The 15158-nt window shown below is 45.1% G+C and carries 10 protein-coding genes; 7 read left to right on the top strand and 3 right to left on the bottom strand.

What is annotated here, in order from left to right; genetic code table 11:
* Nucleotides 1–27 precede the first annotated feature (27 nt).
* Nucleotides 28–750, top strand: a complete 723-nt coding sequence (locus tag LN995_RS20875; RefSeq protein WP_229963034.1) for a hypothetical protein — start codon at nt 28–30, stop codon at nt 748–750.
* A 164-nt stretch (nt 751–914) separates the two neighbouring features.
* On the opposite strand, the gene LN995_RS20870 is transcribed toward LN995_RS20875, so the two are convergent.
* The 3 genes from LN995_RS20870 to LN995_RS20860 all read right to left on the bottom strand — a co-directional run bounded on the left by LN995_RS20870 (nt 915) and on the right by LN995_RS20860 (nt 4178).
* Complete coding sequence (locus tag LN995_RS20870; protein WP_229963033.1) at nt 915–2153, bottom strand: site-specific integrase; 1239 nt, start codon at nt 2151–2153, stop codon at nt 915–917.
* Between the two features lie 490 nt (nt 2154–2643).
* Nucleotides 2644–3714, bottom strand: a complete 1071-nt coding sequence (locus tag LN995_RS20865; RefSeq protein WP_229963032.1) for an SDR family oxidoreductase — start codon at nt 3712–3714, stop codon at nt 2644–2646.
* A gap of 113 nt (nt 3715–3827) precedes the next feature.
* A complete protein-coding gene (locus LN995_RS20860) occupies nt 3828–4178 on the bottom strand; it encodes a winged helix-turn-helix transcriptional regulator (protein WP_229963031.1) in 351 nt (116 codons plus the stop codon).
* A gap of 182 nt (nt 4179–4360) precedes the next feature.
* On the opposite strand from LN995_RS20860, the gene LN995_RS20855 reads away from it, so the two are divergent.
* From LN995_RS20855 to LN995_RS20830, 6 genes are all read left to right on the top strand, one after another.
* Nucleotides 4361–5485 (top strand): NtaA/DmoA family FMN-dependent monooxygenase, encoded by a 1125-nt coding sequence (locus tag LN995_RS20855; RefSeq protein ID WP_317206987.1) that lies wholly within the window; start codon nt 4361–4363, stop codon nt 5483–5485.
* Nucleotides 5486–5603: 118 nt separating this feature from the next.
* Nucleotides 5604–6614 (top strand): LLM class flavin-dependent oxidoreductase, encoded by a 1011-nt coding sequence (locus tag LN995_RS20850; RefSeq protein ID WP_229963030.1) that lies wholly within the window; start codon nt 5604–5606, stop codon nt 6612–6614.
* A 344-nt stretch (nt 6615–6958) separates the two neighbouring features.
* Nucleotides 6959–8692, top strand: coding sequence for a gamma-glutamyltransferase (ggt, locus tag LN995_RS20845; protein WP_377470177.1), 1734 nt, complete (start codon nt 6959–6961; stop codon nt 8690–8692).
* Between the two features lie 437 nt (nt 8693–9129).
* The gene (locus LN995_RS20840; protein WP_229963029.1) at nt 9130–11868 is read left to right on the top strand and encodes a TonB-dependent receptor; all 2739 of its coding nucleotides are present in this window, start codon (nt 9130–9132) and stop codon (nt 11866–11868) included.
* Between the two features lie 704 nt (nt 11869–12572).
* Complete coding sequence (locus LN995_RS20835; protein ID WP_229963028.1) at nt 12573–13682, top strand: MBL fold metallo-hydrolase; 1110 nt, start codon at nt 12573–12575, stop codon at nt 13680–13682.
* A gap of 236 nt (nt 13683–13918) precedes the next feature.
* Entirely contained in the window at nt 13919–14974 is a 1056-nt protein-coding gene (locus tag LN995_RS20830; RefSeq protein ID WP_229963027.1) for an NAD(P)-dependent alcohol dehydrogenase, read from the top strand.
* Nucleotides 14975–15158: the final 184 nt, after the last annotated feature.

Below are 15158 nucleotides of genomic sequence, written 5' to 3'. Positions count from 1 at the left end.
GCCGGATAAAAAAGCGTCAAGTTAAATATGCCTGCAGCCCTTGAAACCCTTGTGAATGGTTATAAGTACCGCTATTTTTCAAATGCTGTGATTTTTCACTTGTTCAAACAAATTCATACGGACGAGCCAAGGTGTGTGTTTTTGGAGAACCTTCCGCTAATTTCTAAAAAACTAAAAGTTATAGATAGCTATATAGATCAAGCTGGCCAAGTACTTCAACAAGTTCAATCCTTTGACTTAGCAAATTCTGAAGTTGAAAATGCTCTTCATATTTTCGACGAAATAGTCATGCGCATACATTTTGCGCTTGAGGCAGATCAGCGAGTGAGTAACAATCATAACCTTCCAGCCGATGATGACAATAGGAAAGATTTATATTTTCTTGTTAAGCCCTTAATTGAGAAGATGCTCAATTTTTCATCTCAAATAACTGATAAAGGTATGCTTGTCGGGCATACTGCACATTATCTAATAGAAACACTAAATTTAGTAATTTCATATGATCCAAAAGATATTTTATCAATGGTTGCTAACATTACTAGGTTTTCTATGCAAGTGGGATATACGTTCGATTCCTTTGCTATCAAAGAAATTGTTTCTTTAACTGAAAAACTACTTGCTGATCATCGAGAACTATTATTGCAGGAGGGACCTTTTCAGGATTTACTTTCAATCCTTGAAATTCATATAAATTCAGGTTGGGTAGATGCTCTTGAACTTCTTTGGAGATTAGATGAAGTATTTAAGTAAAGAGGGTTTAAAAAAGTAAAGAAAATTTATTTCAGAATAAACAATAACAAAACTCTGTTTTTTACGAATTGCGCATCCTTAAGAAGGATGCGCAATTCGTAAAAATATTAAACGAGAGGCTTCTACATTACAATGCCCGTGATGGTATTAGGTCAACTTATTTATTATACAGAAAAAGTACTGGAAGGATCTGCTCTATACTTACTTCTGATTAGCATCATATCTTGGCTGACCTTGATGTCGAGCACCTTGGCGTAGTGCTGGGTGGTCTTGATACTGGTATGGCCGAGCATTTTGGAGACGCTTTCCATCGGCACGCCGTTCAAAAGGGTGACAGTGGTGGCGAAGGTGTGGCGGGCGGTATGAAAAGTCACCGGCTTTACAATGCCGCACACGTCCATGATCTCCTTGAGGTAAGCGTTCATCTTCTGGTTGCTCAACACTGGCAGGAGTCTATCCTTGTTAAGGCACTGCGGGTGCTCCTGGTATCTGTCCAGTATAGCCAGGGCTGTGGGAACCAAGGGAATGCGGGAGGGGGTATGGGTTTTTTGCCTATTCTTAAATATCCACTGCTCTCCGTCGACGCCCTTGCATATGTCAGACCTTCTTAGCTGCTGCACATCTACGTAAGCAAGCCCTGTAAAGCAGCTGAACAGAAAAATATCCCGCACCTGTGAGAGACGCTCTGTCACCAGCTCCTTTCCCGCGATCTTCTCCAGCTCCTCCTCCAAAAGAAATACCCGCTCCACCTGCCTTAGCTTTGCCTTGTAGTGCAGGAAGGGATCGCGCTCGATCCAGCCGTGGGCAAGGCACCTTCTGATGACCTTCTTTAAGTGCTTGATGTATTTAGCCACGGAATTGCCAGAGCACTTGCACACGCTCCTGAGGTAAAAGTCATAATCGGAGACGAAGCCGTGATCCACCTTCCGAAGGTCTATATCTACCGTACTGTACTTCCACTCGAGAAAGCCTTTGGTGTGGGCAAGGGAGGTGCGGTAGCCTTTGAGCGTGGCCCCGGTGAACTCTGTCCCGATGAGGGCCTCCATCCGGCGGTTGTGCTCCTCGAGCTCTGCTACCAGTGTTCTTGGGGCTTCTTCTTTGCCGCAGAACCTGGCTTTCACGCTCTCGGCTGTTACATGCTCTCCTGCTTCCAAGAGCAGACGGTGAGCCTCATAGACCTGTGCCTGCAGCGTGTCCAGGTAAGCATTGAGCGAAATAACCGTTTCTTTGGTGCCGGATACCCTGGAAGAGGAGGCATTCCACCTCCGGGGCTCGCATTCCCTGCCGGTGGAAATCTCTGCCCGTTTTCCCGAGACGGTGATTCTTAAATAAATCGGCACGGGACCTGAAATATACTGCTTTGGTTTTTTGAGGTAGAAGAGGACTCGGATACGCTTACTCATGGCTCTAGCTGCTTTTTTATGGTTAAACAAGGTAGCCCTGCAGCCGGCGTGAGGCAAGATGTACAGCGGGTGTACATCTTGATCATTAAAGTGTTACGCGTGATTCGGTGAGTAAAATCTGTTGCCTGAGATGACTCACCGATTCGCGCTCCTTTTTTTCGGGAAAAGCTGAACGAATCAGTGAGGCCCTAAAAGCCAAAAGCCTGCAAACATTCATTTTGCAGGCTTTTGGCTGAATTCAGTAGTGAAGTTGTAGACCGAAGGATAGAATTATCGAACCTTATCCACAGAGATTTAACAGTTCTGAATGATTACTTCATGTGGAGAGGTAAAGCTTACTCTAATTAGCAGCGTGTTGCATAAAAGATGCGTTTTGTATGTGGGTTATCCTTGCAGTCCCATAGTAAAAAGTAGATACACTAATCAAGATATACTCTTTGCTTCACCTCCCTTTTCAATGCTGATCCTAACGCGTATGTAAAAAGGAATTTTAAGGAATCAACCGATCGTTGTGCAGTTGCTCGAACAGGTCGAAAAACGACTCTTCCGTTTGCTGATAAACAGTAAACCCCAACTTGCGGCTTTTGGACATGTCCGTCATCACCTCAATCGGACGCCCAAGGTCCAGGTCGGTATGCCAGGGCGATGCCAATCGATTCAGATCAGGTTCGACCAGCTTATACCGCTCGGCAATTTCACGCCACACGGAACCATCCTGAACCATTTGATCCTCTAAGGGATGAACAGTACCATTAAATCCAGCAGGCTCTACACCGAACCAACCAGCCAGGCGCTTCCACAGCCATTTCCATCGGAAGTACTCTCCGTTCACTACATTGAACGCTTCGTTACGGGCTGCTTCCGTGGTGGCTGCCCATACCAGGTGTTTGGCCAGCACCCGGGCGTCAGTCACATCCGATAGGCCGTTCCATTGCGCTTCTGATCCAGGAAATCGGAACGGACGCTTCGTTTCGCTGCAGATGGTGGCGTAGACGGCCAGGGTGGTGCCCAGGTTCATCTGGTTGCCTACCGCCTTGCCAATAACCGTGTGCGGACGGTGAATGCTCCAGGTGAAGCCATCACGGGCGGCAGCGGCATACACTTCATCTTCCTGGGCATAATAAAAGTTCTCTATATCCAGCCGTGGCTGCTCCTCGCGCAAGGGCGTTTCAGGCAGAAACCCTTCTTTCGCATAGGCTTCGAAAGGCCCCAGGTAATGCTTGAGTCCAGTTACCAGCGCCACGTGCTGCACCGATTTCTTCGGCGACAAGGCATCCAGCAGGTTACGAACCATCGCTGCATTCACCCTGATGTTTTCTGCCTCCGTTTCCATGCGCGTCCAACTGGTAAAAAACACGTGCGTGGGCGCAACATCGGCAAGGGCGGCCGACAGGCTTTCAGGACGGAGAAGGTCTGCTGAAACTGGTCTTAAACCTTCTACGCTCACGTTAGGGTTTCGAGCCAGGCCATAGGTAGTCCACCCCTGCTTTACCAGCTCTTCTGCTAGGTTGCTACCAGTGATCCCGCTTACACCCACCACTAAGGCTATTCTGTTCATCATTCTTTTCTCCTTATTTAAATTCATCTAAAGCTTATAGGTACGGCTTTTAGCTAGATGGGGCTACCTGCCAATCAGAAAAGCTGCTTATGTTTCTGTTCTGACTTGCCTCAAGACTACTCCTTTTCGAATATTTTCTTCCGGTGGTTCACTCCCCAATCCTTCAGGGCATAGATGATAGGCGACAGGGTATCAGCATAGGGTTCCGGCTTATACAGGATCTTAACCGGGTAATCCTCTACCACTACGCGCTTGATTAAGCGGTGCTGCTCCAGGTCCTTCAGTTCCTTTGCCAGCACCTTGGGCGTGATTCCCGGAATACTCTCCTGTATATCAGTGAACCGCTCATTCCCGGTAGTGACAGAGATGATGATAGGCAGTTTCCATTTGCCATTGATCACGTCAAGTGCATCCCGCACCGGTTTCACAGTACTCAGGCACTCATTGCATGCTTTTTTTGCTGCCATTGCTCTCTTAATAATACTATTTCGCTTTCCTTTAGGAAAGCACTATACAAAGGAAAGCATGTTTTCGTAATTTTGCAATATACTTGTTCAGGGCCTACTGAAAAATTTGAACAGCGGTGGCCAACACTCACCCATGGAGGAGTTTTCTGTTTGGGTAGAAAAAAGCATTAACAGCAGTTGAAATGGAAAATAGAAAGAAGCTAAAGCTGGCGGCCAATATTGATGGTCTGGGATGGAATCATGTGGGCTGGCAGCATCCCGATATGCCGACTGATGCCAGCGAGAGTATTGATTTTTATGTCCAACAGGCAAAGCTCGCCGAAGCAGCCAAGTTTGACACGCTCTTTTTGGTTGACGTGAGCCATGTCGGTCCAGGAAACATCCCCCATTACCTGAGCATGTTTGAAGGTGTTTCCATCATGTCTGCGCTTAGCACCCACACTCATAAAATCGGGCTATCGGTTACCGTGTCCACTTCCTATGCCGACCCCTACAGCGTAGCCCGGCAAATCTTGTCGTTGGATAAGATAAGCAGGGGCCGCGCGTCTTTGAACGCTATCACTTCAAACCCTGGAGGCATGGTCAACTTCAGTCGGGGCCATCTGGGCAAATCAGACCAATACCCCATGAATAAAGAATTCATGGAAATCGTGTTGGGATTGTGGGACACCTATGAAGACGATGCCTTTATACGGGATAAGGAAAGCGGCGTGTTTTTAAATCCACGAAAAATGCACAGGGTGAATTACCGGGGAAAATATTTCCAGGTAGACGGGCCTTTAAATCTTAGCCGCTCGGTTCAGGGGCGACCAGTGTTATACACAGCAGGTACCTCGCAAACGTTTATGGACCATGCCACCAGCTATACAGACGGTGTATTTACCCATGGCAATACACTGGAGGAAGCAGTGGCAATTGCGGACGAATTAAGACGCCAATTAGTCCAAAAAGGCAGAAGGCCAGAAGACTTTATTGTGTCAGTCGCACAAAATCCAATCGTTGGCAGGACAGATCAGGAAGCCCAGGAAAAATACCTGGAACTGTTGCGGTTAATTCCCGAAAACAGCCTCGCTCGTCCACTGTTTTTGGGATCCGCCGAGAAAGTTGCCGATCAGGTGCAGGAGTGGTATGATAAGGGGGCAATAGATATGTTGATACTCCGGCAGGACCACCCACATGGCTTGCGGGATTTTATCCAATTGGTGGTGCCCATACTGCAGGAACGCGGCATATTCCGTACTGAGTATGAAGCTGATACACTGAGAGGCAATCTGGAGTTGCCCAAGCCTGCTTTCAGAAAGATCTAATTAGCCGGCTACACCAGGGGCTAAGTGGCGAGTGCCTGGAAGATTAAACGTGACGAATTGACTAGTTGGTACTAATCAGCCGTACCTGATTAACAAAAACGAATAAGAATTGAATACCATGAAACCTAACATAGCATATTCCATATTAGAGCTTGCCATTGTATCGCAGGGAGAAACCATACAACAGACCCTGCACAATTCCTTGGCATTGGCAAAAGAAGCGGAAGCACATCATTACAAACGAATTTGGTTAGCCGAACATCATAATTCAGACAATATCGGCAGTAGCGCTACATCGTTGCTCATTGGTTACGTGGCCGAAAACACCACCGCCATCCGGGTAGGCTCAGGCGGTGTGATGCTTCCCAATCATTCGCCTTTGATTGTGGCCGAGCAGTTTGGCACACTCGCTCATCTATACCCAAACCGCATTGATTTAGGGCTCGGAAGGGCACCTGGCACCGATCAGCAAACTGCACGTGCTATCAGGTCAGATTTTATGGAAGCTGCACATTCCTTTCCCCAAGAAATAGAGAAAATTCAGCAGTATTTCTCTATAGAGAATAAAGGTGCAAAAGTAAGGGCTCCCATTGCAGAAGGTACAGCTGTTCCGCTGTATGTATTAGGCTCGACTACCGATAGTTCACATATAGCGGCTCAAAAAGGGTTGCCTTACGCTTTTGCCAGTCATTTCGCATCAACACATCTACACAATGCTTTACGAATCTATGAGCAGGAATTTAAACCTTCCGAGTTTTTAGATAAACCCTATACCATTGCGGGGGTGAATGTTTTAGTAGCTGATACCGATGGAGAAGCGGAAAAACTGTTCACTTCACTAATCAGAATGTTTGTGGGTGTATTAACCGGATCCAGAGCCCCCATACAGCCGCCCACTGAAATGACCGAAGAGCTGAAAGACATATTGCATCACCCGACTTTACATCAAATGCTTAAGTATTCATTTGTAGGTAGTAAGCAAACGGTAAAAACTCAGATTAAGGAATTTCTGGAAGAAACGGGAGTGGATGAACTGATGACTGTGTCCACCATGTACGATATAAATGACCGCCTGAAATCTACCAGGCTACTTGCAGAAATAATGAAGGAGATAAATGAAGGCAAATAAAAAGAAAGGAAGTTATTTGATAGCGAACTTAGCACTTTTATGCTTCGGAAGCATCGGGGACAGGATATAGCAGCGGTTGTCAACTTGGGATAGAAACAATAACATAAACTGCCAACTTTTTCAGTACGAGCCAGTTAATCTGGTCCTTTGAAACATAAGACCAAACATAAAAGAAGTTTTTTGGTATATCCTCCTAAATAGAGCACTTCAACATACAGAGGTGTTATTTGGTATTTAAAGAGGCTAAACAATATGAATGCTTCACCCAGTTAAGGCTACCACATTTATCTGATTTGCTTGTTTTAAGCCAAAATTGAATTCCTAATATATCAAGAACTTTACAAATGAATCTACAAGTAACTGCAGTATCCCGTATCAAATTATGGTTGCTGTTTATAACACTTCTACCAGCCTTTTTAAGTGGCTGTGCAACTAATTCTGCAACTGCTGTCACTGAAAATCCGCGTGGTTATATTGCCGATAAAGCCATGGTTGTATCGGCACACCCAGAGGCCTCACGAGTAGGTATGGAAATCATGCGGAAAGGAGGGAATGCTTACGATGCGACAGTGGCAACACAGTTTGCCTTGGCTGTTGTATTCCCAGTGGCAGGTAATATTGGCGGTGGTGGTTTTACTGTATTTCGCAGTGCTTCCGGGGAGACGGGTACTCTAGATTACCGTGAAATTGCACCGTTAGCATCATCCGAAACTATGTACCAGGACAGTGCTGGAAACGTAGTTAATGGGCTGAACACCGACAGTCATTTAGCGATTGGAGTACCAGGAACTGTAGACGGTATGGTAAAACTACACCAGAAGTTGGGTAAGCTGCCTTGGGCGGGTTTGGTGCAGCCAGCCATTGACCTGGCACGCAATGGCGTTGTGCTAACCCAGAAAGAAGCCGAAGGATTGAATAGGTCTCGGGAAGCTTTTATTAGAAACAACAAGCATAAGCCTTACCTGGTTAACGAGCAAACATGGCAGGCTGGCGACACGCTACGTCATGAAAACCTTGCACACACGTTAGAACGCGTGCGTGATAGAGGTCGTGAAGGCTTCTATGCAGGAGAAACAGCAGACCTGCTGGTAAATGAAATGAAGCGCGGTGGTGGTATCATCTCAAAACAGGATTTAGCTGATTATGCTTCTGTTTGGAGAAAGCCCCTTGAAGGTGATTATAAAGGATACAAAGTGATTTCGATGTCGCCGCCTTCTAGTGGAGGTATAGCCTTGCTAGAGCTACTGGAAATGGTACAACCTTACAACCTGCGGGAGTATGGGTGGCAGAGTGCTGGAGAAGTACAGGTAATGACAGAGGCGGAGCGTCGGGTATATGCTGACCGTGCTACCTATCTGGGCGACCCTGGCTTTGTAGACGTGCCGGTGAATGAGTTGCTTGACAGAGAATACCTGCAAGAGCGTATGAGCACCATGGACATGGCCCAAGCAACACCTTCAGCAAGTATAAAAGCTGGTGAGTTACCTGTTTACGAGTCAGACCAGACTACGCATTTCAGCATTGTGGATCCTGCAGGTAACGCCGTTTCCACAACCACCACACTTAACGGTGCTTACGGCTCAAAAGTAGTAGTGGAGGGAGCTGGCTTCCTGCTAAACAACGAGATGGACGATTTTAGTGCGAAACCAGGGGTGCCGAACATGTTTGGTTTGGTAGGAGGCAAAGCGAATGCCATAGCACCAGGTAAACGCATGCTAAGCTCTATGACACCGACCATACTTGAAAAGGAAGGGAAACTCTTCATGGTAGTAGGTACACCTGGTGGCTCCACCATTATTACTTCAGTTTTCCAAGCTATTGTTAACGTACTGGAGCATGACATGACGATGCAGCAAGCTGTGGCAGCACCGCGTTTCCACCACCAGTGGTTTCCGGATGAAATACAGCATGAACCAGATGCCATACCGACTGATGTTCGTGCCACACTTGAGCGTAAAGGGTATAATTTGGAACAACGTAATCCCTATGGAAGAATAAACGCAATACTGGTACTACCAAACGGTAAGTTAGAGGCTGGTGCAGATCCTCGCGGCGATGATGCTGCAGCAGGCTTTTAATAAGCAACATAAGAGCGTAGGGTTTGGGCGGCGGATATATTGTGTGGTCTTAGTATAGCGGCGCTTGTTTGAAGCCACCTTATGCAGTTTTTACCCAGAACAAAATACTGCACTCACAGCTCTAGTGTGCAGTATTTTGTTTTACATCCTGCTATTACCCAAAAGATGTTCTTAATATTTACACCTTATCTGTCTTTATAAAGTATAAACCTTGTAGCACACGTAGCTTGGTTCTTTAGGAACTAACAAGGGTAATTTAGAAGTTAGTTAATTGTTTGTTTATACAAATAATGTATGTACTTTAAAATTTGCTGTACTTTTGCAGCTTAATTGTTTTACTAATTCTTGCCAGATGTACCATAAAGGTATTCTGCAGGCTCAGATGGTTTTGTAAATTTCTTATTATGTCCAAGATTTATTTATTACTCTCATTCGTTTTGACATTAACCATTCAGGTTAATGGGCAAACAATACAAGGTACAGTTAGCGATCGGTTTCAGCCACTACCTGGAGCAACGGTAAGAACCTTAGATCAGTCTACAGGTACGAGTGCAGATGCGAATGGCCAGTACCAATTAAAAGTCTCACCAGGAACCTATACCTTGGTTTCCAGTTATGTCGGATATGAGTCGGAGCAAAAAGAGGTAACAGTGGCCGCAGGGCAAACTGTTACGGTAGACTTTATACTTTCTACGGCTCAGAGCCTGAACGAAGTTGTTGTGGTAGGATCACGAGGTGCTCCCCGCTCGCAACTTACTACACCTGCACCGGTTGATGTAATTAATATAAGGGAGGTAGTGCAGGATGCTCCACAGCTTACGCTTAACCAGATACTCAACTATGTGGCTCCTTCTTTCACATCAAATACGCAAACACTGACCGACGGAACAGACCACATTGACCCAGCGTCTCTAAGAGGTTTGGGGCCAGACCAGGTGTTGGTGCTCATCAATGGTAAAAGACGCCATACAACATCACTGGTTAACATCAATGGTAGCTTTGGCAAGGGCTCAGTAGGTACAGACTTAAATGCCATCCCGACAGCAGCCATCAAACGCATCGAGATACTCAGGGATGGAGCATCTGCTCAATATGGCTCAGATGCCATTGCAGGTGTAATCAATATTATTTTGAATGATGATGTAAATAAGCTGAATGCCAACGTTACCACTGGAGGGTACTTGTCTGAAAACTCGGAGGGCAGTATAGATGGTGAGAACGTACAGGTAAATGCCAATTACGGTGTGCCATTGGGTGTTGAAGGATCTTACTTTAACCTGGCAGGCTCATATGATTACCGCAACTATACTGATCGTGGCGGTGACTATACTGGTACAATTTTTACCGATTATAATAATCCTACTCCAGGTCAGGCGCCAACAGGAGCTGATATTACAGAATCAGAGCTTAGCAGAAGAGGCTTGACCCGTGATTTCTTTAGCGGCCGTGTCGGCCAGTCGGCAAATAGGGGAGGAAGTTTGTTTTTTAACTCGGCTTACCCAGTTACTGAAAAAACGGAAGTTTATGCTTTTGGTGGTTTAAACTTCCGTCATGGCGAAGGTGCCGCTTTCTATAGAACACCTTCCCAGCTTACGCAGACAAACGCCACTATATACCCGTTAGGCTTCATGCCTCTTATTGTAACAGATAACTACGACAGGTCTTTGTCAGCAGGTATCCGCGGTCAGTTAGGTAGCTGGAAAGTTGACTTTAGTAATACCTACGGGCAGAATGCTATCGACTTTACTGTGGAGAACACCCTGAATGCATCGATACTTACTGCTTCGCCGACAACCTTTGAAGCTGGTGGTTATTCTTTCACGCAAAACACGACTAATCTGGACTTCAGCCGCTTCTTTAAAGATGCTATGGCTGGTGTAAACGTGGCTTACGGTGCAGAGCACCGTTACGAGAACTACCGGATTTTACCCGGAGAAGAAGCCTCTTATGTAAATTACGGCAAGGCTACACGAGTAGGTACCGATGCCTCGGGCAATCCTATACTTATTCCAGACCCACGCGGTACGGTTAACACCCGATTTGCAGCTAACGGATCTCCTTTTGCCGGTGGATCTCAATCGTTTCCAGGTTTCAGCCCTGATAATGCAGTAGACGCCTCCCGCACAGCTGTTTCAGTTTACGGTGATGTTGAGCTTAATTTTACCAGTAGGACTTTGGTTGATGTGGCAGCACGTTTTGAGAACTACTCGGACTTTGGTTCTACTGTTAACGGAAAAGTAGCAGGACGTCATATTTTCACAGATGCTTTTACATTGCGAGGTGCCGTAAGCACAGGTTTCCGCGCACCATCGCTGCATCAGCAATATTATAGTGCCACTTCCACGCTCTTTACAGATGGTGTATTTGTGGAATCAGGAACGTTTACCAACAACAGTCGTGTGGCTAAGCTACTGGGAATCCCTAAACTAAAGCAGGAAACGTCTTATAACTACAGCGCTGGCTTCACAAGTGTATTGGGTGACTTTAAGCTAACATTGGATGGCTATTTCATTCGCATCAACGACCGTGTTGTATATACAGGGCAGTTTGGTAAGGTAACTACAAATCCTACTCCGCAGGAGGCTGAGGTAAACAGGTTGCTGGATGTGGCCAATGCTGGCTCAGCCCGCTTTTTTGCGAATGCTATCGATACTGAAACAAGGGGAGTGGATGCTGTTTTAACATATTCCAAATTGTTAGGCGGCGGCCGTTTTACCGGTAACCTGGCTGGTACCTATGCCAAGACTAATTTAGTAGGAAATGTACATGCATCTGAGCAATTGGAAGGCAGAGAAAACACCTATTTTGATGAGGCAAGCCGCATCTATCTGCAATCTGCTGTACCGCAAACCAAGGTAAACCTTTCATTAAATTATTCGCTAAGCAAGTGGAGCTTCTTCCTGCGTAACGTGTATTTCGGTAGAGTGCAGGAAGCAACGAACGTAGCTGATAATCAGGTTTGGTATGGCGGAAAGGTTGTAACGGATTTGAGTGCTGGATATACTTTTAACAATAATCTGAAGCTAACAGTAGGGGCGAATAATTTGCTGGACGTTTACCCAGACGAAGTGGCTGCAGCCAGCTCTGGCACAGGTCGCTTTTTTTATTCTCGTAGCGCACAACAGTTTGGTTATAATGGTAGATTTATCTTTACCCGCTTAACCTTCAACTTATAAGCATTAAAAAAAACAAAAAGCCCTGCAGGTATACCTGCAGGGCTTTTTGTTTTTTTTAATGCTTATAGCTTCATGTATGAAATTTTAGCTGCTAACTCATGATTTTAGGGAATAATGCGACAAACACGAAGAGTGTTGAACACAAGGTTGACTTTGTGACCGCACATGAGAACCTTATATGTTTACAGCAGTCCGAAAACAGACCTGAAACGTTAAGATAATCGGGCTGTTTAGAATAGGCGTATGTTTCCACCCACTTTACTTTTGCCGAAACATATAGTTTTGGCAGTTAAGATACAGCCTATTGAGGAAAGGGGAACATCTATCATTCTTTGAATTTTAGGGATTTTATTGATTTGTAAAAATAGGTTTAGAGGCCCTTTGAGTGACTCTAATTTGGAACAAAGAAAGTGCTCATATGAGCTAATTTCAACTAAACAAATTTTCAGAATTGATCAAATAAGGCTTTTTGTATAAAATGAAAACAGCCTCTAAGAAGCTCTAATTATTTTACCTTTGTAAGCCTTCTATTGGGCCTTACAAATTGTAGTGTAAGCAAAAACCAGGGTCTACTATCAGCCTCATTAAGTGATTGATGCCTATCCTTTGCAGCACAATCAACCTTTGTTATCATTTAGAAAGCCGCTCAAACCTTACAGGGCGACTTCTTTTCTAATTAGCACATAAAGTATATGAATTTCAGAATGAAAAGGAAATATAGTTTAAGCATTTTAGCTATAGCAATACTCCTTGCTTTAGGAGGTACAGGTTGCTATGTAAATAACCAAATTGGCAAATTAAATTCCAGCAACGAGCGCGAAGGAGAATATTCCAAATATTCCTATTATTCGCCTGCCAAAGATGAATTTATAAGCCCAAAAGAGATAGTTTCTTATCCTGAACAAACAACTGGAGGCGATCCTGGGTTTTGGAGGTTCTTCAGAACATCTCCCAATGCCCCGGAGTTTGAGCTGCCGAAACATGTACTTACAAAAAGGGATTTTCCAGAAGTACCTTCTTCTTATGCTGCTTATTGGTTAGGACATTCCACCGCTATCATTGAGCTTGACGGTTATCGTATTTTAATCGATCCAGTGTTCGAAAATGCAGGTCCCTTACCTGTAATTGCCAAAAGGATGAGTGTATCTCCTTTGCAGAGGGAAGAGCTCCCAAATATCGATATTGTAATAATCACTCATGACCATTATGACCATCTGGAAACAGAAACCATTAAGTTTTTGGCGGATAAGAACATACACTTCATCACACCGCTAGCCGTGGGAGCCAGGCTGGAGGGCTGGGGTGTTCCCAAAAGTAAGATCACAGAGCTAGCCTGGCATCAAACTACAATCCATGGATCACTAAATATAACCGCTACCCCAACGGTGCATTATTCGGGAAGAAGCTATAACGACAGAAACAAGACTTTATGGGCTTCCTATGTTATCAAAGGTGAAAATAAGAACCTGTATTGGAGTGGCGATACGGGCTACGGCGAACATTTCAAAGAGATAGACAGGAAGTACGGTCCATTTGACCTGGCTTTTATGGAAATAGATGCGTGGAACAATGGGTGGCCAAACACCCACCTTTTCCCAGAACAGGTAATCAAAGCTAGCAAGGATATAGATGCTAAGCTCCTTTTCCCTATTCATTTCTCGACCTTTGATTTAGCGTTACATCCTTGGGATGAATCCATTGGTATTGTGACTGATATGGCCTCACAAAATAACTTAGAGATTGTGACACCCATTATGGGGGAGAAAGTGATACCAGGAATAACACCAACAACAAAATGGTGGATACCACAATAAATACATCAAGGGAATGAGTTTAACGAAAGAGCCCTTTATTTGGTAATTGTACCGCTCAACACCAGTATAGCCATTACGCTCTTGTTCTGGTAGAATGTGAATCTAATGTCTATATCTGGTGCTGAATATTGACTGCTTTTAAAGACCTAATTATAATATCTCGTATAAGGTGAAAGGAGGTAAGTACCTGATTGAAGTCAAGGTATCCTTTCAGGACCAAAACGAAATGAATAACTATGGAAGTAAAAAACGTAAAAGCATTTGGCACAGAGGCCGCAGAAGCCCCTTTAGAACAGCTAAACATTGACCGCAGAACACCTACGCCACACGACGTAGAAATTGAGATACTGTATTGTGGTGTTTGCCACTCTGACCTGCACACGGCGAGAAACGAGTGGCATGGGACCCTGTACCCTTGCGTACCAGGTCATGAGATAGTGGGCAGAATCGTGAGCGTGGGCGATCATGTTACAAAATTTAAAGTAGGCGATCTGGCTGGCGTAGGTTGTATGGTAGATAGCTGTCAGGAATGCGAGTACTGCAGAGAAGACATGGAACAGTATTGCGCAAATGTTGCTACACAGACCTATAACTCACCCGACAAACATTTGAACACACACACCTTTGGTGGTTATTCAGAGAGCATTGTGGTGGATGAAAAATTTGTTTTACGGGTACCAGACAACCTGGACCTAGCAGCAGTTGCTCCCTTGCTATGTGCTGGCATTACCACTTACTCCCCGCTAAAGCATTGGAATGTTGGTCCTGGACAGAAAGTAGGAATTATAGGCTTGGGGGGCTTAGGCCACATGGCCGTAAAAATCGCGAAAGCCATGGGTGCCGAGGTGATTGTATTTACCACTTCGCCCTCTAAGGTGGAAGATGCCAAACGTTTAGGCGCCGACGAAGTAGTGCTATCCAAAGATGCGGCCCAGATGCAAGAGTATTTTGGTAAGCTTCATTTTATTTTGGATGCAGTTTCTGCCGAGCACGATATTAACACATACCTGAACCTGCTACGGGTAGACGGTTCTTTAGTATTGGTAGGAGCGCCTGAACAGCCGCTACCGGTAGCAGCATTCAGCCTTATACCTGCCCGCCGAAGCTTCTCTGGATCTATGATCGGAGGAATAGCTGAAACTCAGGAAATGCTTGACTTCTGTGGCAAGCATAACATTGTTTCAGATATAGAGATGATCAACATGCAGGAAATAAATGAAGCCTATGACCGCCTTCTGAAAGGCGATGTGAAGTATCGCTTTGTTATTGATATGGCCTCGTTGAAAGAGTAGAAGGTTCTTTGGTTTAGATGGCGGTAATGCCTGATTGTTGAACCGCCTTCATACCTCTGCAGAAGTAACAGCTTATGTATCGTATTTATTCTATTAGCCTGCTACATGAGCTGTTGTTTTTCTGTAGGCTTACCTGAAAGTCGGCCATTTAAAAGTTGTAATTGCCCTTGCGGCTCATATCTTT

Origin of the sequence: Pontibacter silvestris (assembly GCF_020907275.1) — a bacterium.
Classification (GTDB): domain Bacteria; phylum Bacteroidota; class Bacteroidia; order Cytophagales; family Hymenobacteraceae; genus Pontibacter; species Pontibacter silvestris.
This window is presented reverse-complemented; position numbering and strand designations above follow the sequence as displayed.